This is a genomic window from Epilithonimonas hungarica, from assembly GCF_900102265.1.
GTDB classification, from domain to species: Bacteria; Bacteroidota; Bacteroidia; order Flavobacteriales; family Weeksellaceae; genus Epilithonimonas; species Epilithonimonas hungarica.
In genome coordinates, this window is the sequence record NZ_FNBH01000006.1 from 1 (window position 1) to 25301 (window position 25301).

The 25301-nt window shown below is 34.6% G+C and carries 18 protein-coding genes; 2 read left to right on the top strand and 16 right to left on the bottom strand.

The features are described 5' to 3' along the window. The 4 genes from BLT30_RS17680 to BLT30_RS17695 all read right to left on the bottom strand — a co-directional run. Positions 1–2120, bottom strand: a 2120-nt coding sequence (locus BLT30_RS17680; protein WP_139166709.1) for a hypothetical protein, incomplete at its 3' end; no start/stop codon positions are given. Between the two features lie 6 nt (positions 2121–2126). Next, the gene (locus tag BLT30_RS17685; protein WP_089875122.1) at positions 2127–3785 is read right to left on the bottom strand and encodes a T9SS type A sorting domain-containing protein; all 1659 of its coding nucleotides are present in this window, start codon (positions 3783–3785) and stop codon (positions 2127–2129) included. A gap of 404 nt (positions 3786–4189) precedes the next feature. Continuing rightward, positions 4190–4831 carry a tetratricopeptide repeat protein gene (locus BLT30_RS17690; protein WP_089875125.1) on the bottom strand — a complete coding sequence of 214 codons (642 nt, stop codon included), beginning with the start codon at positions 4829–4831 and terminating at the stop codon, positions 4190–4192. Positions 4832–5045: 214 nt separating this feature from the next. Further along, entirely contained in the window at positions 5046–7277 is a 2232-nt protein-coding gene (locus tag BLT30_RS17695; RefSeq protein WP_089875127.1) for a TonB-dependent receptor, read from the bottom strand. A gap of 253 nt (positions 7278–7530) precedes the next feature. Between BLT30_RS17695 and BLT30_RS17700 the strand changes: the two genes are divergently transcribed. Next, positions 7531–8031 (top strand): superoxide dismutase family protein, encoded by a 501-nt coding sequence (locus tag BLT30_RS17700; RefSeq protein ID WP_089875129.1) that lies wholly within the window; start codon positions 7531–7533, stop codon positions 8029–8031. A gap of 85 nt (positions 8032–8116) precedes the next feature. Here the strand turns inward: BLT30_RS17700 and BLT30_RS17705 are convergent, their stop codons facing one another. The 7 genes from BLT30_RS17705 to rpiB form a co-directional block, all read right to left on the bottom strand. Continuing rightward, complete coding sequence (locus tag BLT30_RS17705) at positions 8117–8485, bottom strand: YraN family protein (protein WP_089875131.1); 369 nt, start codon at positions 8483–8485, stop codon at positions 8117–8119. A gap of 6 nt (positions 8486–8491) precedes the next feature. Beyond that, the gene (locus tag BLT30_RS17710; protein WP_089875133.1) at positions 8492–9430 is read right to left on the bottom strand and encodes a S66 peptidase family protein; all 939 of its coding nucleotides are present in this window, start codon (positions 9428–9430) and stop codon (positions 8492–8494) included. Between the two features lie 287 nt (positions 9431–9717). Further along, on the bottom strand, positions 9718–10395 hold the full coding sequence (locus BLT30_RS17715; RefSeq protein WP_089875135.1) for a LysE family translocator: 678 nt from the start codon (positions 10393–10395) through the stop codon (positions 9718–9720). A 114-nt stretch (positions 10396–10509) separates the two neighbouring features. Then, positions 10510–12663 (bottom strand): ribonuclease R, encoded by a 2154-nt coding sequence (rnr, locus tag BLT30_RS17720; RefSeq protein ID WP_089875137.1) that lies wholly within the window; start codon positions 12661–12663, stop codon positions 10510–10512. Positions 12664–12666: 3 nt separating this feature from the next. Further along, positions 12667–13461: a hypothetical protein gene (locus BLT30_RS17725; protein WP_139166712.1), complete on the bottom strand. Its 795-nt coding sequence runs from the start codon at positions 13459–13461 to the stop codon at positions 12667–12669. Positions 13462–13465: 4 nt separating this feature from the next. After that, positions 13466–14578: a PDDEXK nuclease domain-containing protein gene (locus BLT30_RS17730; RefSeq protein ID WP_089875142.1), complete on the bottom strand. Its 1113-nt coding sequence runs from the start codon at positions 14576–14578 to the stop codon at positions 13466–13468. Between the two features lie 205 nt (positions 14579–14783). Beyond that, positions 14784–15215, bottom strand: a complete 432-nt coding sequence (gene rpiB, locus BLT30_RS17735) for a ribose 5-phosphate isomerase B (protein ID WP_089875144.1) — start codon at positions 15213–15215, stop codon at positions 14784–14786. A gap of 736 nt (positions 15216–15951) precedes the next feature. Between rpiB and BLT30_RS17740 the strand changes: the two genes are divergently transcribed. Further along, positions 15952–17142, top strand: coding sequence for a phosphoglycerate kinase (locus BLT30_RS17740; protein WP_089875146.1), 1191 nt, complete (start codon positions 15952–15954; stop codon positions 17140–17142). Positions 17143–17363: 221 nt separating this feature from the next. Here BLT30_RS17740 and BLT30_RS17745 read toward each other — a convergent pair whose 3' ends face one another. From BLT30_RS17745 to BLT30_RS17765, 5 genes are all read right to left on the bottom strand, one after another. After that, the gene (locus BLT30_RS17745; protein ID WP_089875148.1) at positions 17364–18185 is read right to left on the bottom strand and encodes a class I SAM-dependent methyltransferase; all 822 of its coding nucleotides are present in this window, start codon (positions 18183–18185) and stop codon (positions 17364–17366) included. Positions 18186–18267: 82 nt separating this feature from the next. After that, the gene (gene mnmG / locus BLT30_RS17750; protein ID WP_089875150.1) at positions 18268–20130 is read right to left on the bottom strand and encodes a tRNA uridine-5-carboxymethylaminomethyl(34) synthesis enzyme MnmG; all 1863 of its coding nucleotides are present in this window, start codon (positions 20128–20130) and stop codon (positions 18268–18270) included. A 141-nt stretch (positions 20131–20271) separates the two neighbouring features. Further along, positions 20272–20688 (bottom strand): rRNA maturation RNase YbeY, encoded by a 417-nt coding sequence (gene ybeY, locus BLT30_RS17755; protein ID WP_089875151.1) that lies wholly within the window; start codon positions 20686–20688, stop codon positions 20272–20274. A 3-nt stretch (positions 20689–20691) separates the two neighbouring features. Beyond that, positions 20692–22851 carry a patatin-like phospholipase family protein gene (locus BLT30_RS17760; RefSeq protein ID WP_089875153.1) on the bottom strand — a complete coding sequence of 720 codons (2160 nt, stop codon included), beginning with the start codon at positions 22849–22851 and terminating at the stop codon, positions 20692–20694. Positions 22852–22853: 2 nt separating this feature from the next. Beyond that, on the bottom strand, positions 22854–25298 hold the full coding sequence (locus BLT30_RS17765) for a bifunctional UDP-N-acetylmuramoyl-tripeptide:D-alanyl-D-alanine ligase/alanine racemase (protein WP_089875155.1): 2445 nt from the start codon (positions 25296–25298) through the stop codon (positions 22854–22856). Between the last annotated feature and the right edge of the window lie 3 nt (positions 25299–25301).

Sequence of the window (25301 nt, forward strand, 5' to 3'; positions counted from 1 at the left end):
ATCAAATTGTTGTTCGCCTGGTTGAAACTCTTCTCCGAGATATCCGTCAAGGAATTACTATTGGAATCGTATGTGATATCTGTCGTCGTGATCTTGTCAAAGAAAGATTCTGCAGTGTAGATAACCCTACCATTAGAGCCCGAATACATATATTGTGTTGATTCATCAAATGTTGGAAAACTATAATCATATTTGGTCTCATTTCTCTTGATGTTATTAACATCATACACCTCCTTCTTTTCTAAAAGACCGTTCTTAACCAGATTGAAATGAGGTATTGCCAACTCATTATTGAAAATATGATTAGGATAATCATCAGCTGTCTTGAAGTAATATTTCGTATAACCCGCCTTATCACTCTCCGTTATTTTGAGGTTCTTATAAATCATTACTCCCTCTTCACTCAAAGATGATACACCACTGGACAATCCTGAACCATCAAAAAGACTGTAATCATAGTTGATGCTCTTTTTTAACTCATAGGTCTCCGTCCCATTATCATAATGTGTAGAGTTTTCGGCCAGATCATAGAATTTCATACTTTCAAGCACCAGACTTCCTGATATGACATTTTCGTATGGCGGAGGCAAATAGGTTTTCTCAACTATGGTAAATTTGCCTTTCCCCCCCGTTCCTGTTACCTGAAGATATACATTATGGTCCGGTTCTATTATATAGGTACCTGTATCAGTTCTAGAATGTTCCGCGGCACCGACTACAGTGGGATCTACCAAGCGGTATTCAAAACTCATCGGCAGATCCCCACCTAAGCTAGGATTATCAGTGGTTCCATTGGGATACCATTCCAGTCTTTGAAATCCTACCTTTATCTGGGTTCTTGGTCTGTGTAAAAACCAGGATGAACGCAAAGGGTAATTTCTGTTTTGATTTTTGGTATCGATAACGATCTCCCTCTCTGTCGTATAAAAACTGATTCCATAAACAAATACATTAGGATTTTGTATATAACCAATAAACGCCGCGCTGTTTAAATCTCTTGGGGAGGCTATTTTAGTGTAATCAAAATTATATTCGATCTTTTTGCCGGAAGAGAACTTGACCATATTCAATATGCCCAGATCTAAAGGAGGGGGCAGGATCGTACCATAAGGTACATAAGGATAGACCTTATAACTAAGATCAACTTTATCAATTATAACATCATTTTTATCTACGTTTAGGATTTTGTGAAGATCTCTGCTATAGATCTGATTAAATTCGAATTCATATGGTGTGCCCGTGTCTATATCTAATATACTTTTTGATATGAAATTTTCTTTATGGTCCTTCAAAGTAACGCTATAAATATAGTAACTGTCCTGTAATGGAAACCTATCATTATAACTATTGCTGTATCCATGCACAAAATTGACACTTCCATATGCTGTTGTAACTTTTTGCGGTAGGTAATACCATGCATCATTGTCCTCGTTCGCATATCTTGCATTGCTGAACGTTACCACTATTCTATTTGAGGCATCCTCTACCCTTGTCACATAGAAATTATTCCTTAATTTCATTGTAGGTTGTCCTCCATATGGAGTGTAATAAACCATTTTACTCTGATCATAGTCTGTAAAATAATATTTGTATCCCTTGCTATCCGTTACCGTAAAGGACTGTACGATTCTAGCCTCTCCTGCCCAAGTAGTTGCAATTCTCTGGCAATCGATAATCAGGTTGCTGGGAGTCAGTTTGATGATTTTATAAGTGTCATTGGGATAAGTGCCTTTTTTTTCAAATTTGAAACTTCCTTGCTCGCCATTGAGATTGTAATAATAAATATCATCCCAATACCATTCTTTTGCTTCTATAGTATCTATCTCGTCAGGTGATTCATTATTCACGCTTCTTGTAATTGTGAAATTACTTCCTGTTAGTGCCCAGTTCTTTGCGATCAGACCTGAAAAACCCCCTCTTTTATAGGCATTGGCATTATAAGCCAGTCCAAAATTGATGGTCATATCCTTTGTGGCCGGAAGGCTTGTTAAGGGAAACGATATGTCAGGTACACCCGTCTGATAGGCTGCAGGGGTATTGACGGAAGCGGCCAGGGAATTGTCCTGACCCTTGTAAAATATTCCTATCGATAATATTAGTAATAATTGTAATTTTCTCATAGTGTTTTATTCTTTCACGATCTTAGTAGTTAGTTTTTTATCTTTCTGTGTCGGGATATTGGCTTTGATAACATAAACACCCTGCGGAAGTTTACTGGTATCAACCTTGGTAACTTTATTCTTTGTTTGCAGTTGTTGGATCACTTTCCCAGCCATATCATAAACATAGATATCTGCACTTTGGTAGTCCAGTCCTATCTCCACATAGGCATGGTCCCTCACAGGATTCGGGTAGATCCGGATATCCTTGTTCTCCATCAGGTCATCCAGCTGTTCATCTCTAAGCTTCACTATTTTCCAGTTCTCCTTGCCCAATTCCTCCGCGCTTGTTCCGGCCAAAAGGTATGAAGCATCACTTTGTAATTTCGCAGAGACCAGTCGTTCCTCATTCTTCTTCTCCTTTCCTTCAACATACTTGCGCCATCCCTCCTTGCCATTCGTGTCAATATACAGCATCCAGAACTTCTCATCATCCTTCTCCATCTTCTCCTCTGCCTGGGTATAACCACCAAGCAAGAAGCCTTTATCCTCACTATAGTTATCCTTGTTGGTCTTTCTGATAACATCCAGACTCATAGCAACATCACGGTTACCAAAGCTGTAGTTTTTCTGCCATATATCATTACCCGATTTATCCAAATTGATAACCCATAAATCGGTTCCTTCTTTGATATCTCCTTTCTTGTTGCCCGACGAACTGCTTCTGCTTTCCCCTGCAATGATGTATCCATTCTGGGTATTGGCAATAGCTTTTGGCCTGTCATCGCCTGTTCCTCCATAGGTCTTTTGCCACTCTATATTGGCGTTCTTGTCCAGTTTCACGATCCAATAATCTCCATTCCCAAAACCGTCCTCGGACTTACCAATGAAAGTTTTTACGGTTGAAGTTATTTCTGGGTTTATATTTTCGCTCGAGGTATTGGGGGCATTATTTTGAGAATGAGTTCTGTCAGTATTATTGATGTTGACGGCCTTTCCGGAAGTGGAGTAAACAAGCAAAACAACACCTCCATCCGGAGTAGGGATCATATCTGTGACTTCATCCAAAGCCTTTCCTCCCAGAATAATGGTTTGTTTTAACTTGCCATCTTTTTCCAGTTTTGAGACAAACACATCCTTGGAACCGAACAGCTTTTTATGATTGTTAATATTCCCTGCAACAAAGAAGCCTTGATCTGTAGATTGTACTATCGCAGAAGCCTCATCGTTGCTCTTTGTACCCAATGTCTTTTGCCAGAGTTCCTCCCCATTTTCATTTAATCTAAGCAACCATAGGTCGCTCCCGCCAAAATTATTCTCATTTTTATCTCCCGAAATATTGGAAAACGAAGTACCTACCAAAGCGAATCCACCCTCTTCTGTTGCAATGCTTGATGCAAGATAATCGTGCCTACTTCCCCCAAAATATCTCTCCCAGAGTTTGGAGCCCTGTTGGTCGAGTTTTACAATATGATAGTCGTAACCTGAGTTTTGCTTCTGACCTCCGTCTTCGGTCTTCCGACTTTGAATGGAGCTTCCCGAAAGCAATATCTGCCTGTCAATAGTAGAGGTCATCGTCGTGAGAAAATCCTGTGTGGAGGAAGGGATATCCCTCTGCCAGCTCACCTTTTGGGCATGGACATGGCACAGGACAAGAATGCCCACGCCGATGCTGAGTCTTTTCATGTTATGAGTTTTTTTAATTGTTATTCTCTCGATGCAATGATAGCAAGGAGATGCGACAAAACGTGTCGCTTTATAATTTGCTTTAAAAATAATTATTTTTTTTAGAATCACCTTACGGAAAAACCACAATAATCAATGTTTTCTGTAATGATTTCCGAAATTATCCCCATCGAATTATCGAACAAGCATCGAACATAGGATATACAAAGGATATACAACTATCGAAGAACGGATATACAAGGGATATACAAACTCACTTATTATGTTAAATTCAAAATCATAAACAACTAATTATAAACATCTTGAAAATATAACACGACAAATTTTGACGCATCAAGGAACTTTGGGATATAAAAAATCCCTCGCCAAAAACGAAGGACTTGATGAAATATGAATGTTTGTTTTTATTTCTGACCCAGAAAATATTCCGCCTCAGCTTCTCCCCATTTTGGGTCAAGGGAAGATTTTGATTTGTAAGTACCGAACTGCTCAATCGCTTTTTTGAACAACTCAGCACCCTTTGTTTTGCTACCACCGAATTGCTCCGGCGTGAAATAAGCATCTTCTGCTTGTAGAACTGTGATTCTCGGATTGTTTGGGTCCAATTCCTGAGCTTTAGCCAATGCTTGTTGTGCAATCGGTGCTTCGCTCATATATCTGGACATCGGGTCTGCCATCATTCTAAGTCCGCTGGCCATTTTTTTCAGGATAAAAAGCTCAGCATTGTTTGGACTGAGAGCTTCTGCCTTGGCAATATATTTCTCTGCATCGGCGGCAACTACATCTAAACCAGATTTATCATCCCCTCGCATCAGGATTCTTCCCTTTTGGATGGTTGCAAATGCGGCGTAATAGTAAGGTAGCCATTGCGTACTTTCCTTGATCCCGATCCTGTCAAAATCGTTGGCCAAAGCTGTGAACTCATCGGGTGTTTTGTGATCTTCCACACTAGCAATTTTCTCCGTCATTGCTTTTTCAAATGCTGTTTGAGCAAATGCTGTAAATCCTATTAAGGAAAGGCTGATTGTTAAGATTAATTTTTTCATAATGAATATTTTTATTTGTTATTTTAAATTTCTGATTCAAAGATAGAATGATTGTTCTTTCAATTAAATTTTATTCTACCGAACTGTGATTTTTTATGTCTGAGCTGTAATTCGAAAGATTTTATCGCAAAGAATCTATTAAGTTCAAAGATTCAGTAATTTGAATTTAAATAAGACCCACAGAACTTTTGTGCCTTTTGTGGTTTTAAATCATTTACAAATTATTATTAATCGCATCATTCGTCTTATCAACTCCAAAACTTACGAAGACTCCTACAAAAACAAACGTATTCACTGGCGGTCTAACAGCTGTTCTGCTATTGCCATCAGCAGAATAATTATAGCCGTAAATATTTTTATTTCCAAGAATATTATTGATGCTCAAAACAAATACAGTAAATGACTTCAAATCTTTCTTGCCAACGCTTGGAACATAATTGATACTGAAATTCAGCCCGCTGTAATCTTTTAATTTCCCTTGATGGCGAACAATATTCTCTCCATTTTCGGAAACCAAATCATAATAAGGTCTTCCTTTGGAATAAGTATAGGACAAATTAAATCCTGTTTTCCATTCCATTACAAACTTCTTCGCCACCGCATTGAAAGTATGTTTTGAAGCAAAATTCGGAGCTAAACTAAAAGGATAGTTTAAGAAGTTTCTTTTAGAATCCAGATAGGAATAAGTCAGCCAATAATCAATGTCTTTGAACGTTTTTTTATCTCTCCAGAATAATTCGATTCCTTTCGCAAAACCTTTTCCCGCATTGCTATTTGCAATTTGATAATATTGGTTATTTGCCGAAGAGACATTGTCTGCTAATGAAATGGTTTTGATCAGATCATCGTATTTTTTATAAAATGCCTCAAATCTCAAACTTCTCCCATCCGAATTTTTCTGAATCTGAAAGATATAATGGTCTGCTCTCTGAAAATCAAAATTCTTGCTGTAAAGATATTTGCTTTCCGGATTTTGATAGAAGATTCCGTAAGCCAGAGAAGTTGTCCAGTCTTTGGAAATTCTGTAAGCCAAAGCAGCTCTTGGTGAGAAATTCCATTTATCAAGATAAGAAGAATGTTCTGTTCTGGCTCCGATTTTTGCGGTTAGATTATTAGTAAATATCAAGTCGGTTTCTGCAAAGGCTGAAGAGATCAAATCTTTATAATCTCTTTCAAATGTTCCATATTTCATCGTTTCATCAGCATTATTCAGTTCAAATCCTGCTCTCAAAACACTTGCTTTGTTGATTTTTCTTTCAACAACTGCTTTTGCATTGATGTAATTGGATTGGTTGTTGATTGGCGTATTAGATAGCTCAACATTATCTTTAAAAGTCACAAAATTCAAGTCGCTGGAATTGTATGTATAAGACGTTCCGATATTCAAAAGATACTTCCCGAATTTCTCTCTATAAGACAGGTTATGATACATATTCTGACCTTTCAGACTGACCATATTTTTGTCAGAATCCGGCTCCAGGCTCTCCGATCCTACTGCCATTTTATTTTCATCTACGCTTCCATAATATTTGATGAAACCTCCTTTTTTGGTTTTGATTCTGAAATTCCCATCGAATCCGTAACCTTGTGGATATTTGTCAAAATCTGTATTGAAGTTGAACAGTTTCCCCATCAATCCGAGATTAGAATAACCGCCTGCAACGCCCCAGGAAGCTGTTTTTTCCTGATTAAGTTTCTGATAATTGGCACTAAGGAAAATCGGGGAAACTCCGAAGTCAAATGATGTCGTATCCGGCAGATCCACACTTTCCAAAATCAAAACCGATGACAAAGCCTGCCCATAAACCGCAGAATATCCACCACTTGAAAACACATTACCTTTGAATAATGATGTATTAAAACGGTCTCTCCCGGCAATTCCCGGAACAGAATTGGTGAAATAATTATTGACCAGGTTGCCATCCATAAAGATCTTGGTTTCCACTCCAGTTCCACCTCTCACAAATAATCCCTCACTCTCTCCTACTTTCTGAACGCCTGGTAAATAACCTAAAGCTGAGGAAATCTGTCCGTTAGCTCCGGCTGTTGTATAAACGTCCAAAGGTGTCAACAGAGCTGTCGCACGTTTCTTGTCGCTGGCTTCTATACTTCCCGCAGTAATCACCACCGCATTGATTTCACTAATTTGCTCTTTTAGATTAGCATTCATAGAAATATCTTTTCCTTCAATTTTGACAGGAAATTCAACTTCGTCATAATTTTGTCCTGAAAAAACCAAAGTCTTATCTCCGGTTTCTGTAGTGGTGAAAGAATAATTTCCATTGGCATCCGTGGTTGCACCGTCATAAGTATCTTTAAGCGTTACATTGATGTCTTTCAATGCTTTATTCTTATAAGTTACTTTTCCGGAGATAGTAATTTGTGACCAAATACTAATGTTTACCAAAAATAATAATAGACTGATAATTTTACTTTGAGTTTTCATATATTATAGTTTATTTATTGCTTTTAAGGTCATATGAAATCGTATATCTTCGTTGGGATCTATATTTCAAGATTATGGCGAATTCATATCTCTTAATATTGATTCAAAGATATTTCAGGGAATATTAATATTAAATTAATTGTAACCGAACTGTAGATATTCCTAACCGAATCGTAAATGTTTCACGTAAAACATTAGGTTTATAATATTGGCTTTAAATTTGTTACATCAAAAATAACAAATAAACTATCTTATGAAAAATCTACTACTTGTGGGCATTGCAGGTCTTTCTTTGGCTTCGTGCAAAACGGTATCGAAACAATATATCGTTCGCCCAAAATCCCATACAGAAACTCAAGGGACAGCTAATTTTACACAGAAAAAAGGAAAAGTCGAAATGGATCTGAGTGTTTTCAAATTAACACCTGGTCTTCACGCTGTTCACATCCACGAATTTGGAAATTGTAGCGCAACAGACGCTTCATCTGCCGGCGGACATTGGAATCCATCAAAAGACGACCACGGAAAATGGGACACAGAACACTTCCATATGGGAGATATTGGAAATCTGGAAGCTGATAAAAACGGGCAAGCACAATTGATCTTTACTACGGATAAATGGTGCCTTGGATGTGATGACCCAATGAAAAACATCATTGGAAAAGCAATCGTAATCCACGCAGGAGTTGATGATTTCCATACGCAACCTACTGGAAATGCGGGTGGTAGAGTTGGATGTGTGGAGATAAAGTAAATTAGACTTTTTAGATAATAGACGGATAGATGATAGACTTTGAATGAAAATCTATCATCTATCCGCCTATATTCTTTTGAATATATTATATTTCAAAACTTTGGAAAGCATCGATAATATGATGGATTTCCAAAGTTTTTTGTTTGTTCGGAAGCACCGAAATAATATCAAATCTGACTTCCTTATCAATATTATTTTCTTCGATAAAATAATTAGCTGCGGAAATTAACAATTTGATTTTCTTTTTGTTAACAGATTCCTGGGGTTCCAGAAAAGCATCTGTATTTCTAGCTTTCACTTCTACAATGACAATTTGATTCTTGAACTCAGCAATGATATCTACCTCTGCTTTCAGGTAACGGAAATTGCGAGCCAGGATCTTGTAGTGATTCTTGACTAAAAAATCAACAGCCAAGTCTTCAGCTATTTTACCAAAATCGTTGTGGTCGGCCATTTTAAATTATGATTGATAAAACTCAACGCTTACTTTTTTACCAACTTTCAGATTGATTTCTGAACCGATGATTAAAGGTCTGTTGTCAAAAATATGCCCATTTGGAAAGGTAAAAACAGTTGGAAAATCATATTTGGAAACTCTGTCGGCAATCAATTGATACGTGAAGGAATCGAAAGATTCTTCGTATTCTTTATTCTCATTTTCTTTGCCCATATTGGTCATTCCGCCAACAATTAATCCTTTGATCTTTTTGAAAATGCCGGCTAATTCCAAGCTTATAATCATTCTGTCCAAAGCGTAGAAATTTTCTCCGATATCTTCTATGAATAAAATTTTATCTGCGAAATCAAAGGAATATTGAGTTCCTAAAAGTGCATAAACCAACGCCAAATTTCCTCCAATTAGAATTCCGGAAGTCTCTCCTACTCTATTATTTGGATTTGAATCGATTTTATAATTGAGTTTTTTGCCTTTCAGAATATCAAAAATCAGTTCATAACTTTCTTCTGTAACGCCAAAACTTGAAGTTTTAATCGTTTGTCCGTGAATAGATGCAAAACCTTTTTTCAGCAAATAACTTTGAATAACCGTATTATCAGAATAGCCGATATACCATTTTGGATTCTTCTTGAATCCTTTCAAATCTAAATGTTGAACCAAATGCTGACATCCATAGCCACCTCTTGAAGCCCAGATTGCAGAAATATCTGGGTCGTTTAAAGCCCAATTGATATCATTTATCCGTTGTTCTTCTGTTCCGGCGTATGAATAGCCGTTTTGGTATTTTGTGTACAGATTTTCGCCTAAAATGGGTTCGTACCCTTTGGACTTTATTAATTCTAACGTTTTATCCAATTGTGGAATCTCGACAGAACCTGCTGGCGAAATAATGGCAATTTTATCTCCCTTTTTGAGTGGTTTTGGGAAAGTGATGTTTTGCATTTGTGTTTGTTTGATGTATTGATTTTAACGCAAAGGTCGCAAAGATTTTTTATTTTTATTGAAAATATTTTAAAGCTCATAAAGCCGTAGTACTCAGCAAATAATTTGATTAAAGATCGATTTTGTCATTCCGTAAGAATCTCAACAGTATAGATTCCTATGGAATGGCAAAAATTGTGTTTAGACTGTTTCTTTTTTATTTTGAATCTGCAACCCGACTTGAGCGGTTGGGCCCTTTGATTTTGCTCAGGATAAACTACAGACGGATAAGTTGCCCCAAACTATCTCTACTTGATCTTCGGCTGTTGTTTCTCTGCTTTTTCTAATTTTTCCTCGAACTTATTGAACTTTTTGAAGCTTTGAAGGAAAATAAAGAAACTAAATAATACCAAAATACAACCCACTGCCTTTCGGATTTTGTTGGCAACTCTTTGATTTAATTTATCGTGGAATTGTTTTGCTAAAAGTATCTTGGAAAGGTCAATTAACAAATAAGTTCCAATTACAATCCCAATATAAAGTATAAAATCCTGAACTTTTGGATAGGCATTTCGGACTGAAACTACGGTAACTAACCAAAATAAAACGACTCCTATATTTAGTAAATTGAGTAAAAATCCGTTTAGAAAGGTCTTGATGTAATTCTGGTCGATGAGTTTTTCTTCGCCTTCGATGTGCATTTTGGTTCTAGAGAGAAGCATATAAATGGCATAAATCAAAATGAGAAACGCCGAAATACGATAAAATCCGGGGTGTTTATCGATAAGACTTACCAAATCTGCGCTGGCATAATAACTGACAACTATACAAAGTAAATCGGCAGAAACTACACCGATATCCAAAGCAATGGCGTGTCTTGGACCGCGGGAAAAACTGGTTTCTATCAACAGGAAAAAAATAGGTCCGATAAAGACCAAACTTAGCATTATTCCTAATCCGACAGCGTATAAAATGAGTTCGAGCATTCTTTTTAAATTTCAGAACCGGCTGTAAAAATAGAGATTTAAAATTTAAAGCAATGTTTAAATTTCATCAAAATTGATTCTCCAACTCTAAAGAACGCAATTTTGATGAAAATTTTAGTCATTAATAATCTTAAAATCCAGTTGCTTAGCAATCAGATTGGCTTTCACCACTTTGATTTTGACCTCGTCTCCTAATTGGTAAGTGTTACCTGTTCTGGAACCGATAATCGCATAATTCTTTGCATCCAAAGAGTATGAATCATCCACCAAATCTCGCAATTTTATCATTCCTTCTGCTCCATTTTCAGGGATTTCTACCCAGAAACCATACTCTGCAACACCGGAAATAACGCCTGAGAAAACTTCGCCAACGTGGTCTTCCATAAACTTGACCTGCATAAATTTGATGCTTTCTCTTTCCGCTTCAGAAGCTAATCTTTCCATTGCTGAACAATGTTTTGCTTTCTCTTCCACTTCTTCTTTGTTAGGCGATTTTCCGCCGTCCAAATAATGTTGTAGCAATCTGTGCGCAATCAAATCCGGATAACGCCGGATTGGCGATGTAAAGTGCGAATAATACTCGAAGCCAAGTCCGTAATGTCCAATCGGGTCTGTGGAATAAACGGCTTTGCTCATACTTCTCATAGCCAAAGTTTCTATCATATTCTCTTCTCCTTTTCCTTTTACATCACTCAATAATTTATTCAAAGATTCAGCGACTTTTTGAGTATTTGCCAAATCCATTTTGTAACCGAAACTTCCTACAAAATCTCTTAAAGCCGTTAATTTCGCTGGGTCCGGGTCATCGTGGATTCTATAGATGAAAGTATTTCCCGTTGGTTCATTTCTTTTATTAAGTGAAATAAATTCGGATACTTTTTTGTTGGCCAAAAGCATAAATTCCTCGATCAAGTGATTGGAATCCTTGCTGACTTTGAAGTAAACGCCAATCGGTTTGTTATTTTCATCCAAATTGAATCTAACTTCACTTCTGTCAAACGTAATTGCACCATTTCTGATACGTTCCTGACGCATTATTTTAGCCAATCTGTCCAACTGAAGAATTTCCTCAACCAAGTCTCCTTCTTTGGTTTCAATTCTTTCCTGCGCTTCTTCATAAGCAAATCTTCTGTCGGAATGGATAACCGTTCTGCCAAACCATTGTTTATGGATTTTCGCTTCTTCATCCAGTTCAAAAACGGCTGAGAATGTGAATTTATCTTCATTTGGACGCAGTGAGCAAACATCGTTACTCAAAACTTCCGGAAGCATCGGAACTACCCTATCAACCAGATAAACCGAAGTTGCTCTCGCATAAGCCTCATCATCCAAAATGGTCCCAGGTTTTACATAATGCGAAACATCAGCAATATGAACGCCTATTTCCCAAAGTCCGCTATCTAATTTTCTGATAGATAAGGCATCATCAAAATCTTTGGCATCTTTCGGGTCGATCGTGAATGTCAGAATATCACGCATATCCCAACGTTTCGCCACTTCATCCGCATTGATACTTCTGTCGATTTGGTCTGCATCGTGTTCTACTTCTGGCGGAAAATTATAAGGCAATCCGTACTCTGCCAAAATTGAATGTATTTCTGTTTCGTGGTCACCAGGCGTTCCAAGAACAGTTGTGATTTCGCCTTCCGGATTTTTGCTTCCTGGTTTCCATTCCAGCATTTTTACGATGACCTTATCGCCGTCCTCTGCACCATTGAAATGGTTTTTGGAAATGAAAATATCGGTGTTGAGCTTCTTCTTATCCAAAACTACAAACCCGAAATCTTTTTCCGCGATCTTTTGAAAAGTTCCAACGAAAGTGTCTTTGGCCCTTTCCAAAACTTCTACCACAGAACCTTCCAGTTTTTTGCCTTTGAAATTGTAAGTTACGATCAGGACTTTATCGCCTTGCAAAGCGTCTTTTACATTTTTCTGATGTATGAAGATGTCATCATTGATTCCTTCAACTTTTACATAAGCATTTCCGGATTGATTGAAATCTATAACGCCTGTCAAAGTCCCTTCTATATTGAGGTTGACGATGTATTTTCCTTTCTCTGTTTCTTTGATTTTCTGGGTTGCCTGCAACCTGTGAAGCGCCTGAATCACAAGCTCTCTTTGTCTTGGATTTTTGTAATTTATCCCTTCTGCAATCTGTTTATAATTGTAGATTTTGGATGTTTTCTGATTCATAAAACGAAGGATCGTCCTTCCTAAATCCAGAAGTTTCTGTTCGTTTTTATGACTTATATTTTTTTTGTTTTTCATTTTTTAATTTTTTGTTTCAATCAATTTCCATTGATTGTTTACATATTGATAAAATAATTCCTTCCTGATTCTTTTTTCTCCGTTATATAATTCCAATTCAAAAAAATATACATTAGAAAAATCCATGTATGATGTAGGAAATACATTTAAAGCATAAATTATTAAAGATTTTTTTGATTGTGTTTCTTTTTTATCAAGATACAACTCTAATTCTTTTTTAGGTTTTTTATCAGAAGTATAGTAGAATTTTTTCTTATTATTTTCAGAATCTATATACAACCCTTCATATATAGGTTTAATATCATTTTCGGTTAAATAATCTGCTGATATTAAATTACCATTTACTTCTTTTATTCTTATTCCATTAGAATAAATTGAAGGAATAATTATTTTATTTTTGAAAAATTTTTGAAATCTTTTGTAATTTTCCTTATTCCACAATTTCTGATAAATCGAAAAGGAAATTTGATTATAATATTCAATACAATTATAATTTTTTACATTATTTGCTATTGGAATTCCATCTTCAATATATAAATAAAGTATTTTTATTTTATTGGATTTTATATTTTTAAATTCTTGCAATTCAAAAAGTTTCGGAAAAAAATTTTCGAAATTGATATTTTTTAATTTTTCTATTTCTTCTTCATCTCTTTTCTTTTTCTTTTCAAAATGTTTTTTACAATCTTCCTGAGTTCTCACAATTTCTGTAATATCATTTGTACTTGATGAATCTATTTCTTGCGCTAATAAACACAAAAAAGAAAAAATCATCAGAATAGAAAAATATATTTTCATTATTTTAGAATTTATCCTGTTCCTCTTCTATGATTCTTTTCAACTCCTCTTCTTTTGGAAGGCTTACCATATATTTTTTCACAAAAATCTGCTGAGAAAGTCCTGTGGTAGCATATTTTACCAAAGATTCATTTTTATTGGCGCAAAGAATAATTCCTATTGGTGGATTATCACCTTCATTTTTCTCGTTTTCGTTGTAATAATTGAGATAAACATTCATTTGACCAGCATCTGCGTGAGAAAACTCTCCTAATTTTAAGTCTATCAAAATATTACATCGCAAAATCCTATGATAAAAAACCAAATCTATGTAATAATGCGTATTATCAAATGTAATTCTCTTCTGTCTTGCTTCAAAACAAAAACCTTTGCCCAATTCCAAAAGAAAAGTCTGCAAATGATTGATAATACTGAGTTCTAATTGATTTTCTGTGTAAGAATTTTCTTCTTTGAGACCCAAAAATTCCAAAATATAAGGACTTCTGAAAAAATTTTCTGCCTGAGGTTTTTCAGATTTTTGATGTTCCTCCAAGACTTTTTGCTTGTCTTTGCTGAGACCAGTTCTTTCAAAAAGCATAGAATTGATGGCTCTCTGCAATTCCCGAACCGACCAATTATTCTTGACAGCTTCTGTTTCGTAGAAAGTCCTTTTGGTTTTATTTTCTAATTTTAGAAACTCGATGAAATGCGAAAAACTTAATTGATTGATTAATTTATTTGAATCATTACTCCAATGATTTTCTTTATTAATATCATCATTTTCAGATTCTGCTGACAGCGACCGCAAAATTTCATTTTGTTGGTTTTCAGTTAAATACAATTTTGCGGTCGCTGTCAGCAAAATGCTTTGATAAGTAATATAGAAATCCTTACAAATATAAAGATGCCTTTCTCTTATTTGTTCTACACCAGAATTTTTTAGTCTTTTTTCAATTTCCTTATACAGATTTTTTCCGTATTCTGCTCTGTCGTTACCATTCAACTCATATTCAGAAATATAAAAACCAATCAACCAATTTCTCAAAGTAAGTGCCACATTCACTTGTCTTTGAGCTTGGTTTTTGAAGAAGACTTGAGTTTCTCCAATCTTGGAAATTAGTAGAGATATTTCTTGCATTTTTATTTTAATCCAAAAATGGATTTAATTTTTTATTAAAGATAAAATAAAATAGGGGAGTTCAGGAAACCTTTGTATTAATTTATGGTTTCGTGAGAAAGAACTTTCTCTGTGAAATGCGTTGCAAAGATACAATTTTATTAATAATTCAGTTTTTTGCGGTCAATTAAAATAAAAAAGACTTACAAATTGTAAGTCTCTATATCTAGCAAAATGCGATTTTATCAACTCTGTTCTGATGTCTGCCACCTTCAAAATCAGTAGTGAGGAATCTATCTACAATCTCGAATGCCAATTCTTTTGCAATAAATCTCGCAGGAATCGAAATCATATTCGCATCATTATGTTGTCTCGCTAATGATGCAATCTCGGGCATCCAACACAACGCACATCTTATTTTCTGATGCTTATTTGCTGTGATCTGAACACCATTTCCACTTCCGCAGATCAAGATTCCCAATTCGTTTTCTCCGCTTTCCACAGACGTTGCTGCGGGATGTACAAAATCCGGATAATCTACAGAATCAGTAGAGTAGGTGCCAAAATCCTGAACTTCGTACTTACCTTCGAGGTATTTTTTTATCAATTCTTTGTATTCAAAACCGGCATGGTCAGCGGCTATTGCTATCTTTTTCATTTTAAAATTATCATTTTTACTTTTGACATTATAAAATTACTACATATTTTGTAATTGTTGGCATAGTATTTTAATATAATCAACATTAATATTTTGAATTAATTATTTAAATATCAATAATATAAAATTTATAATGATAATTAATTAAACAAAATTTATAATCATTAATAAAAAGATAATAGAATGTTAGAAATTGTTAGAAAACCTGTGGATAACTTCTGTCAAATAATTCTTTTAAAAATTGATTAATTTTAGTAATGCACTTTTATGGAGAACAAATAATTCTTTTTTTCAAAAAACTTTTATTGGAGATCAGGTTCGTTTATCCGCAAGAAGGTTTTGAAGAAGAGAGAAAATTTATAATTATAAACATTTGTTGATAACCTATTTAATTATTTGATTAATAGAATCTTAAATATGTTAAAAAGGTCTTAATTACTTCACATTTCCTGTGACAAAATATTCCATATTTATTTATCCGCATACTCTCTTCTACAACAATATACTACAATCTTATTTTTTATAAAAAGAAAAAGAAAGTTGTTTATGAATGTAAAATAAGTTTGTGGATTTTTTTTGAGAATAAAATTTTTAAAAGGAGGGAATTAGTTTTAAATTTGTGAAACAAAGAGAGGAGGATTGATTTCGAGTCTCTGTAAAAACCTTAAATTATATTTTAAATGAAATCGCTGCAAAGTGATTGCATTATAGCAAATGAAATAATATAAATCTGTATATGAAAACAATAAAAGATTTCGATTTTAAAAACAAAAAGGCTTTAGTAAGAGTTGATTTCAATGTTCCTCAGGATGAAAATCTTAATGTAACTGATAATACAAGGATTACTGCTGTAAAGCCTACTGTAGATAAAATTCTTGCTGACGGAGGTTCCGTAATCCTGATGACGCATCTAGGAAGGCCAAAAGGAGAAGTGAATGATAAATACTCTCTAAAACACGTTTTGAGCGAGGTTTCTAAGGTTCTTGGTCAGGAAGTAAAATTCGTGGAAGAATCGATAGGAGAGAAGGCGGAACAAGCAGCAGCTGACCTACAAGCCGGAGAGATCTTATTATTGGAGAATCTGCGTTTTCATAATGAAGAAGAAAAAGGTGACGAGGCTTTTGCTGAGAAATTATCTAAATTAGGTGATGCTTATGTGAATGATGCCTTCGGAACGGCTCACAGAGCACACGCTTCAACAGCTGTGATAGCAGAATTCTTTCCTTCTACTAAATTTTTCGGTTTACTGATGGAAAAAGAATTGGTAGCAATTGATAAAGTTCTAAAGTCCGGTGAAAAACCTGTAACTGCGATACTTGGAGGTTCTAAAGTTTCCACGAAAATTACAATAATAGAAAATATTCTTCCAGCAATTGATAATTTGATTATAGGTGGAGGAATGTCATTTACTTTCATTAAAGCACTTGGCGGAAAAATCGGACAATCTATTGTTGAAGATGATAAATTGAATCTTGCTATCGAGATTCTTGCAAAAGCAAAAGAACATGACGTAGATGTTTATCTTCCGACTGATGTTGTGATTGCCGATGATTTCAACAACGAAGCTGAAAGAAAAGTAGCGGATATCCGAGAGATCCCTGAAGATTGGCAAGGTTTGGATGCAGGCCCAAGGTCAAGAGAAATTTTCAATGATGTTCTTTTGAATTCAAGAACGATTTTGTGGAATGGTCCAATCGGTGTTTTTGAAATGCCTAATTTTGCTGCAGGAACTATAGCTTTAGGAGAAAGTATTGCTGAAGCTACAAAATTGGGAGCTTTCTCATTAGTGGGAGGGGGAGACAGTGTTGCTTTTGTAAAACAATTCGGTTATTCTGATAAAGTGAGTTATGTTTCAACAGGAGGTGGAGCTATGTTGGAAAGCTTGGAAGGATTAGAACTTCCAGGTGTTGCAGCAATTAACAAATAAGAATTCATTTTCTAAAATATAAAACCGACAAAGCAATTTGTCGGTTTTTATTTTTGTACGTACCTGAATAATATCTTCAAGAAAAATATTTTAAGCGATTCTCAAGGACTTAATTTAAAATTGAGAAATGTTTTTGATTTTTTAAATTTTTGCATTTATTAACAATTTTTGAACAAAATAGCTGAAAATTGACTTTCATAAACTACTCAAAAATCCATTTTCTATTTTTTTTCGATAATGTATATCAAACTTGAAAATTCGTTCGAAAAAAGTGCCTTTACGTTCGAAATTGTTCCATGAAAGACTGCTTTTAGCCAAAAAAGAGGTGATTTCTTATATTTTTCACTCAACATCGAGATATAAAATGAATCGAGTAGGAGCGGTTTGATTTTCCTTAATTTCCAATTTGGGTTTTTAGAAATCAGATTTTCCATTCCGTTTTTTGAAAAATGGTAGATGTGTCTAGGTACATCATAAGCTGCCCAGAATTCTTTGTAGTGTTTTGCATCATAAGAAGTTGGATTTGGAACAGCAATAATTAACAATCCTTTTTCATTTAATTTCTGGTGAAAAATTTCCAACATCTCGCTTTGATTTTCGATATGTTCGAAAACGTGCCAAAGCGTAATTGCATCAAGACTTTCATTTTCTATTGAATTAATATCATCAATGATTCTAGCTTTTGATGTTTTGTTAATAGCCGCATTCCTTGCATCAGAATTTGGTTCAAATCCAGAAGTTTGAAAATCATTTTCAATATATTTTATGAATTCTCCGGCACCACAACCGTAATCTAAAACTTTAGAACCTTTTTTTATTCTGTCCAAAAGAATCGTTTTCTTGTATTGAAGATTGAAAGACTGTAGAAATTTATAAAGCTTTTCTTTCAAACTTCCGTTATCCTGATGGTGCGAAATATAATTTTCACTCTCATAATATCTTGAAATATTAGAAGGAATAGGAAAGGTTTTAAAAACGCCTTTTGTTTCAGTTTCTATAATTTCAAATTCTTCTTGTGTAAGAAAATGGTCTTTAATTTTCATTCTTAATAAAAGTTTTTAAACAAAAAGAACAATGAAAAATAACATTGTTCTTTGGAATGTTTCACGTGGAACATTTATATTTTTATCTTCCCAAATATATCAAAAGTACATTAATATCTGCTGGTGAAACGCCACTGATTCTTCCTGCTTGTGCAATAGTTTTAGGTTTCACTTTACCCATTTTTTGTTTAGCTTCTGCAGACAGAGATGTTATTTTTGAATAATCAAAATCATCAGGAATTCTAATAGTTTCTAATCTATTCAATTTAGCAACATTTTCCTTTTCTTTCTCAATATAACCTTTGTATTTTATATTGATTTCTGCCTGTTCTCTTACTTCATTTTCATAAGTAGAAGCTACATCTTTTATGGCTTCGATTCCTTCTAATTTTTCCAAAGTCATATTTGGACGTGTCAAGATTTGAGCAGCTCTATATGCCTGATCAACAGGAGAGGATTCGATTGTTTCAAGAATAGGATTGATAATTCCTGGTTTGAGAGAAGTTTCTCTTAGAAAGTTTTCTAATTCCTCGCTTTTTGCGATTTTTTCCTCAACTTTTCTAAGTCTTTCTTCTTTTGCTAATCCAAGATTGTAAGCTTTCTCGGTTAATCTGATGTCAGCATTATCTTGTCTTAGCAGTAATCTGTATTCTGCCCTGGAAGTGAACATTCTATAAGGTTCTTCCGTTCCTTTGGTAATCAAATCATCAATTAAAACGCCAATATAAGCCTCATCACGATTAAGAATAAACTCTCCTTTGTCGTGAACTTTATTATGAGCATTGATTCCGGCAATTAAACCTTGTCCGGCAGCTTCTTCATAACCTGTTGTACCATTGATTTGACCAGCGAAATAAAGGTTTTCAACCAGTTTTGTTTCTAATGTATGGTTCAATTGGGTAGGAGGGAAGTAGTCGTATTCTATGGCATAACCAGGACGGAAAACTTTTACATTCTCAAAGCCTGGAATATGTTTCATTGCTTTGATCTGGATATCTTCTGGAAGGGAAGAACTGAATCCATTCACATAGATCTCCACAGTTCTCCAACCTTCTGGTTCTACAAATAATTGATGTCTGTTTCTCTCCGCAAAACGGTTGATTTTATCTTCAATACTTGGGCAATATCTTGGTCCCAAACTCTGAATAGTTCCGTTAAACATAGGACTTCTATCAAATCCTTCACGTAAAATATCGTGTACAGTTTCATTCGTATAAACGATATGACAGCTTAATTGTTTGGTTAATTTAGGTGTGTCTAAATAGCTGAATTTCTGAGGTTTTTCGTCGCCTTTTTGTTCCTCCATTTTAGAATAATCCAGACTTCTTCCGTCCACACGTGGCGGCGTTCCGGTTTTCATTCTACCGGCTTCAAAACCTAAAGAAACCAATTGTTCTGTGATTCCGAAAGCTCTTGGTTCTCCCATTCTTCCACCTCCTAATTGCTTATCCCCAACGTGAATCAAACCGTTGAGAAAAGTTCCATTCGTCAGGACAACTGATTTAGCTTTGATTTCGATTCCAAGGGAAGTTATAACGCCAGAAACTTTATTATTTTCGATAATTAGGCTTTTTACCATATCCTGGAAAAAGTCAAGATTAGGCGTATTTTCTAGAGCTAAACGCCATTCTTCTGCAAACATCATTCTATCGTTCTGTGTTCTTGGAGACCACATTGCAGGGCCTTTGGAAAGATTCAGCATCTTGAACTGGATTGCAGATTTATCAGCTACAATACCGGAATAGCCTCCCATTGCATCGATTTCTCTTACAATTTGTCCCTTTGCAATTCCACCCATTGCAGGATTACAGCTCATTTGTCCAATGGTTTGCATATTCATTGTGACAAGGAGCGTTTTTGAACCAAGATTGGCAGCAGCAGCAGCAGCCTCGCAACCAGCGTGACCTGCTCCGACTACAATTACGTCATATATTTCGCTTATCATATTCTATATTTTAAAGGTAATGTTTCACGTGGAACATTAACCATAATATTGGAACTAGCCCCGATTGTAGCGGTTACCCCGCAACTAGCTTTGGGAAAAGCATTGGCGTGAGGAGTATGAGCGGAAAGCGGGAAATAGCTCCTAAAAATTTTTAAATTGATTGATATAAAAATCTTCTTTTGCTCGCATTTGGGTTTGTTCTTCCTCGGTTTTATCCTTGTATCCGCAAAGATGAAGAATCCCGTGAGCCAAAACACGATTGAATTCTGATTCAAAGTTTTGGGATAGAGTAGATGCGTTGTCCAAAATGCGCGGCAAAGATACGAAAATATCTCCCGAAATGGTTTTTCCCTTCACATAGTCAAATGTGATGATGTCTGTGTAATAATCGTGGTCGAGATAATCCTGATTGACCTTGAGAAGATACTCGTCGTCGCAAAAAATATAATTGATTTCGCCAAGCTTCTTGTTTTCTGCCTGAATCAAGTTTTCCAACCATTCTGATGTTTTTGGATGGATTTCTACTTTGTCAATTTCTTCAAAAAAATAGTTTATCATAATTTAAAACCAATGTCCTAAAATGACACTGAAAACGCCTTTATGTTTGTTGAGAGATTTGCTGTAATTGATTTTTATCTGTCCAAATGGTGATTTGTAACCTGCAGTAAGTCCAAGAGAACTGTAATTAAGTTTTACTGCATCTTCAAATTTGATAGAGCTGAACATATTTGCCAGACTGAAATTACCAACTAAAAAATAGTTTTTACTGAACCTTAACTGGAAATCATTAGATGCAATGAAAATATTATTATCTGCCAAAGAAGCGAATTGATAACCATTTAATCTTTTAAAATTGACAATAGATTGTTCAAAAATTCCTCCGACCCTATACTTATAAAAAGAAGGAAGAGTTTCTTCCCCTATCGTAATCCCGCCGTAAAGGTTTAAACGATAAGTGAACATCTTTGAAATAAAGAAATTCATCTTGATATCAGCTTTGATAGTAATTGGTTTTTTCTCTAATTCTGAATTGAAGAGGTCGATGATCTTTCCTTCAGCATTAAGATAAAATCCTTTAGTCGGGAAATCTTTGTCGTTTTGCGTGTCACTTTTCAGAAATAGATATGGACTGAGATATTTTTCTACGTTTTTATTTGAACCGTTTATATCACTTTCAAAATAGTCGTGACTCAAACCACCACCAATTGCAAATTTGTCTTTCCAAACGGATTGTAAAAAGACCTCGTTTCTGAACCAATCCCAAGTTTCGGTTGTATTGTTATCAAAGTTTTTGAGGTCAAAAGTCATTCCTGTAGAATAAATTCCAAAGCCAGGAATGTAACCATTATCTATAAAATAATTGAAATAATATCTGGGATTATCTCCAATTATAACATCTAAGGAAAGGTTAGAGTTTCTAAAAAGCAATCTTTTTGCAGAATAATTCAGCAGCAAGCCGGTCTTGAAAACTTCGTCGTAATGAAGTCCAAACTTCAGAAAATGTCGGGAATCGTCTTCAGTAACATATAATTTGAGATAACTTCCACTATTTTCCTGAACGATATCGTAATTGATAAATTTATAATTATTGGTTGCGTAGAGTTTATCAATCATCTTGTTGATACTTCCATACGTCTGCATAGATGGTAATTTAAGTCCCATTTTTCCACGAATGTAGTTGGACTTATATATTCTGCCATTTTCCACGACAAGACTGTCTATTTTGTAAACACTGGAATAGATTGGATTGATAGAAGACCTTATTCTTTCGAAATTACGTTTGGGCAATTCGTTCAGAATATCAACATATTTTTGAGCTTCCACATAACCGCTGTCAAGGATTTTTCGTTTATCATCATAACTTGTAGCAGTCATTCCGGTAAGGTTCGGTTTTATGTTGATATCTGTATATTTATATTGATTTTTTGTTTCTTTTTGAATACCAAAATCAACAATCTGGTTCAATATCGAAATAATGTTAGTGAGATTATCACGCTTTGCCAATGGCTGATTGAGGTCAACTCCAATCACAATATCAATTCCTTTATCTTTCAGAGGTTTTGAAGGAAAATTAACGGTCATTGCACCATCAACATAAAGGCTATCTCCAATCTTTACAGGATCTAAAAGCGAAGGAAAAGCAGAACTTGCCATAATTGACGAAACCAAATCTCCCTTCTCAAAAATCTTCATTTCTCCACTTTCCAGATTAGTTCCAATACACATAAATGGAATTGGAAGCTTGGAAAAATCATCAATATTGGAAACATTTCTGAGCAATTCTTTCAGCATATAAACATTTCTCTGTCCTGTACTGATGGAAGATGGAAATGAAATTTTTCCGTTTTTCAAAGGAACTGTGAACAGATATTTGTCAACACTTTTATTGAAAAAAGAAGTTTCTTGTCTCGTTTTTGGTTCTGTTATCAAGGAATAGAAATCCGTATCCATTACGATTTTCTCGATGTCTTTTCCTGTATAGCCGGAAGCGTACAAACCGCCGACGATAGCGCCCATACTCGTTCCGGAGATGTAATCGATTTTAACACCAAGAGAATCCAGAACTTTCAAGACTCCAACGTGTGTAAATCCTTTTGCGCCTCCGCCAGAAAGAGATAATCCAATCTTAGGATTTTTTGGAATGACAAGATTTTCTTTTACCTGAGAATAACTCATCAGATAAGCTAAAAATGGAATCAGATAAAAGAGTTTCTTAATCATTTTTAATTTTTTATATAAATTCTTTTTACTCTAGGAGAAATCGAAGTTAATACTTCATAAGTAATTGTTCCACAATATTTTGAAAATTCTTCAAGAGTAGGATTTGAATTGAAAATTATTACAGAATCGCCTTCTTTTACTACAACATTATCCACGTCAATCATCATCATATCCATACAGATGCTGCCGACAATTGGGCAAAGTTGATTGTTAATGCCCACATTTCCCACTTTATTTCCAATCAATCTGGGTATTCCGTCTGCATAACCAACCGGAATGGTAGCAATTTTTGTGTCGTGTTCAGCTTTGAATCTTCTGCTATAACCAACTGATTCATAGGTTTTTACTTCCGAAATTTGAGAAATCACAGTTTTGAAACTAACAGAATGCTGAAGTTGTTTTTTGATGTCTGGATTCGAAGTTTCTCCAATCATTCCGATTCCAATTCTAACCATATCATATTGATAACCAGTATAATTTGTAATTCCGGAAGAATTTAAAATATGTCTTATGGGCTGATAACCCAATTTATCAATTAAATAACTGGAATTCTTTTCAAAACTTTTTAACTGGTTCAATGTAAATTCTTTTTCGTCTGGCATATCAGAAGAAGATAAATGGCTGAAAATACTCTGAACTTTGACATTCATCGAGTTTAATTTTTCAGTTAATTCATCTAATTCAAAATCCTTAAAACCAAGACGATGCATTCCTGTTTCCAGCTTGATATGAATCGGATATTTCTGCTGGTTTCCAGATTTTATCAATTGTTCATTGAATAATTCTAAAACTCGAAGACTGTAGATTTCAGGTTCCAGATTATATTCGATGACGCTATCATAGCTGTGCTGTTCAGGATTCATTACAATAATTGGCGTAATGATTCCTTTTTTTCTAAGCTCAATGCCTTCGTCTGCAAATGCAACACCAAGATAATCAATATGATGATGTTGAAGAAATTCGGAAATCTCATAACTTCCTAATCCATAAGCATTAGCCTTTACCATTGCCATCATTTTGGTTTCGGGTTTTAGTAATGATTTATGGAAATTGATGTTATGAAGAATCGCATTGAGATTGATTTCCAAAACTGTGTCATGTTTTCTTAGTTCAAGAATTTCCTTTATTTTTTCAATCTCGAATTTTCTAGCACCTTTAAGTAAAATAACCTGGTTTTCGATTTCATTAATCACTTTACTTTCAATAAATTGATTTGTGTCATTAAAAGTAAAAGTTTCAGAATTAAATATTTTATAAAACGAACTAATTTCTTCACCAATCAAGAAAACTTTATCAAATTTTTGTTCATTGACCAGCTCAGCAACTTCGGAATATAATTCTTCCGAATTCTCATTAGAATCCAGAATATCTGTAAGAATCAGAGATTTTTTCGGTTTGTTATATTCACCAATAAACTGAAAAGCAATTTTCAGAGAATCCAAATCCAGATTATAAGAATCATTGATAATCAGATTATTTCTAATTCCTTCGATACTTTCAAGACGCATTTCAACCGCTTTTAGCGCATCGATTTTTTCTTTGATTTGAAGATTTGACAAGCTGAGCTCTTTCAGAATTCCAATCAAAGCCAGAACATTGGTCAAAGTTGCCTCATCTCTTTGATTGATTGGAAGAGAGAATTCTTCATCAAAATATTTGATTTTAATATCCTGATTTCGGTCATTAATATTAGAAATTATTGTAATATCATTCTTACCTTTTAACCCATAAGATATTAATTTTTTACTTGAATATAATTGACGAATTGATTTGTTTGTCAATCCATTATCAGAATTGAAAAATATAATTTCCGATTGTCTGAAAAGTTTTAATTTTTCATTGATTAACTCTTTTTCAGAACTGAAATTCGCTGAATGTGCTGTTCCAATATGAGTTAATAATCCAATTTTTGGGTGGAAAACATTTTCCTGTTTTTCCATTTCGTCAGGTTTGGAAATGCCGACCTCGAAGATTCCCAATTCGTGTTTTTTATCGATTTGAAGTAATGACAAAGGCAAACCGATTTGCGAATTAAAACTCTTGGGACTTTTAACCGTAACAAACTCATTAGAAAGACATTGATAAAGCCATTCTTTAAGAATTGTTTTTCCGTTACTTCCCGTAATTCCAATTGAATTAATATTAGAATGCTCAAAATGATATTTGGCAAGCGTTTGTAAAAATTCGACCGAATTTTTTGTAATGATTTGATTGATAGAAAGATTATCGATTTTATTTTCAGTAATAATTGTATCGATTCCTTTTTCGATGACAGTCTCGATATATTTCTGCCCGGAATTCTTTTTGGTGCTTATCGCAAGAAACGCAGTATTTTTTGTAGAATAGATCGTTCGACTGTCAAAAGCAATATTTTTGATTTTGATTTCACCGTTTCCAATAATTTTGGAATTTGTTATTTGTGCAATTTCTTTTGCTGTATAATTCATGGA

Coding starts and splice junctions, on each gene's coding strand:
- BLT30_RS17685 (WP_089875122.1), bottom strand. CDS start 3,785: ATGAAAAGACTCAGCATCGGCGTGGGCATTCTTGTCCTGTGCCATGTC.
- BLT30_RS17690 (WP_089875125.1), bottom strand. CDS start 4,831: ATGAAAAAATTAATCTTAACAATCAGCCTTTCCTTAATAGGATTTACA.
- BLT30_RS17695 (WP_089875127.1), bottom strand. CDS start 7,277: ATGAAAACTCAAAGTAAAATTATCAGTCTATTATTATTTTTGGTAAAC.
- BLT30_RS17700 (WP_089875129.1), top strand. CDS start 7,531: ATGAAAAATCTACTACTTGTGGGCATTGCAGGTCTTTCTTTGGCTTCG.
- BLT30_RS17705 (WP_089875131.1), bottom strand. CDS start 8,485: ATGGCCGACCACAACGATTTTGGTAAAATAGCTGAAGACTTGGCTGTT.
- BLT30_RS17710 (WP_089875133.1), bottom strand. CDS start 9,430: ATGCAAAACATCACTTTCCCAAAACCACTCAAAAAGGGAGATAAAATT.
- BLT30_RS17715 (WP_089875135.1), bottom strand. CDS start 10,395: ATGCTCGAACTCATTTTATACGCTGTCGGATTAGGAATAATGCTAAGT.
- rnr (WP_089875137.1), bottom strand. CDS start 12,663: ATGAAAAACAAAAAAAATATAAGTCATAAAAACGAACAGAAACTTCTG.
- BLT30_RS17725 (WP_139166712.1), bottom strand. CDS start 13,461: ATGAAAATATATTTTTCTATTCTGATGATTTTTTCTTTTTTGTGTTTA.
- BLT30_RS17730 (WP_089875142.1), bottom strand. CDS start 14,578: ATGCAAGAAATATCTCTACTAATTTCCAAGATTGGAGAAACTCAAGTC.
- rpiB (WP_089875144.1), bottom strand. CDS start 15,215: ATGAAAAAGATAGCAATAGCCGCTGACCATGCCGGTTTTGAATACAAA.
- BLT30_RS17740 (WP_089875146.1), top strand. CDS start 15,952: ATGAAAACAATAAAAGATTTCGATTTTAAAAACAAAAAGGCTTTAGTA.
- BLT30_RS17745 (WP_089875148.1), bottom strand. CDS start 18,185: ATGAAAATTAAAGACCATTTTCTTACACAAGAAGAATTTGAAATTATA.
- mnmG (WP_089875150.1), bottom strand. CDS start 20,130: ATGATAAGCGAAATATATGACGTAATTGTAGTCGGAGCAGGTCACGCT.
- ybeY (WP_089875151.1), bottom strand. CDS start 20,688: ATGATAAACTATTTTTTTGAAGAAATTGACAAAGTAGAAATCCATCCA.
- BLT30_RS17760 (WP_089875153.1), bottom strand. CDS start 22,851: ATGATTAAGAAACTCTTTTATCTGATTCCATTTTTAGCTTATCTGATG.
- BLT30_RS17765 (WP_089875155.1), bottom strand. CDS start 25,298: ATGAATTATACAGCAAAAGAAATTGCACAAATAACAAATTCCAAAATT.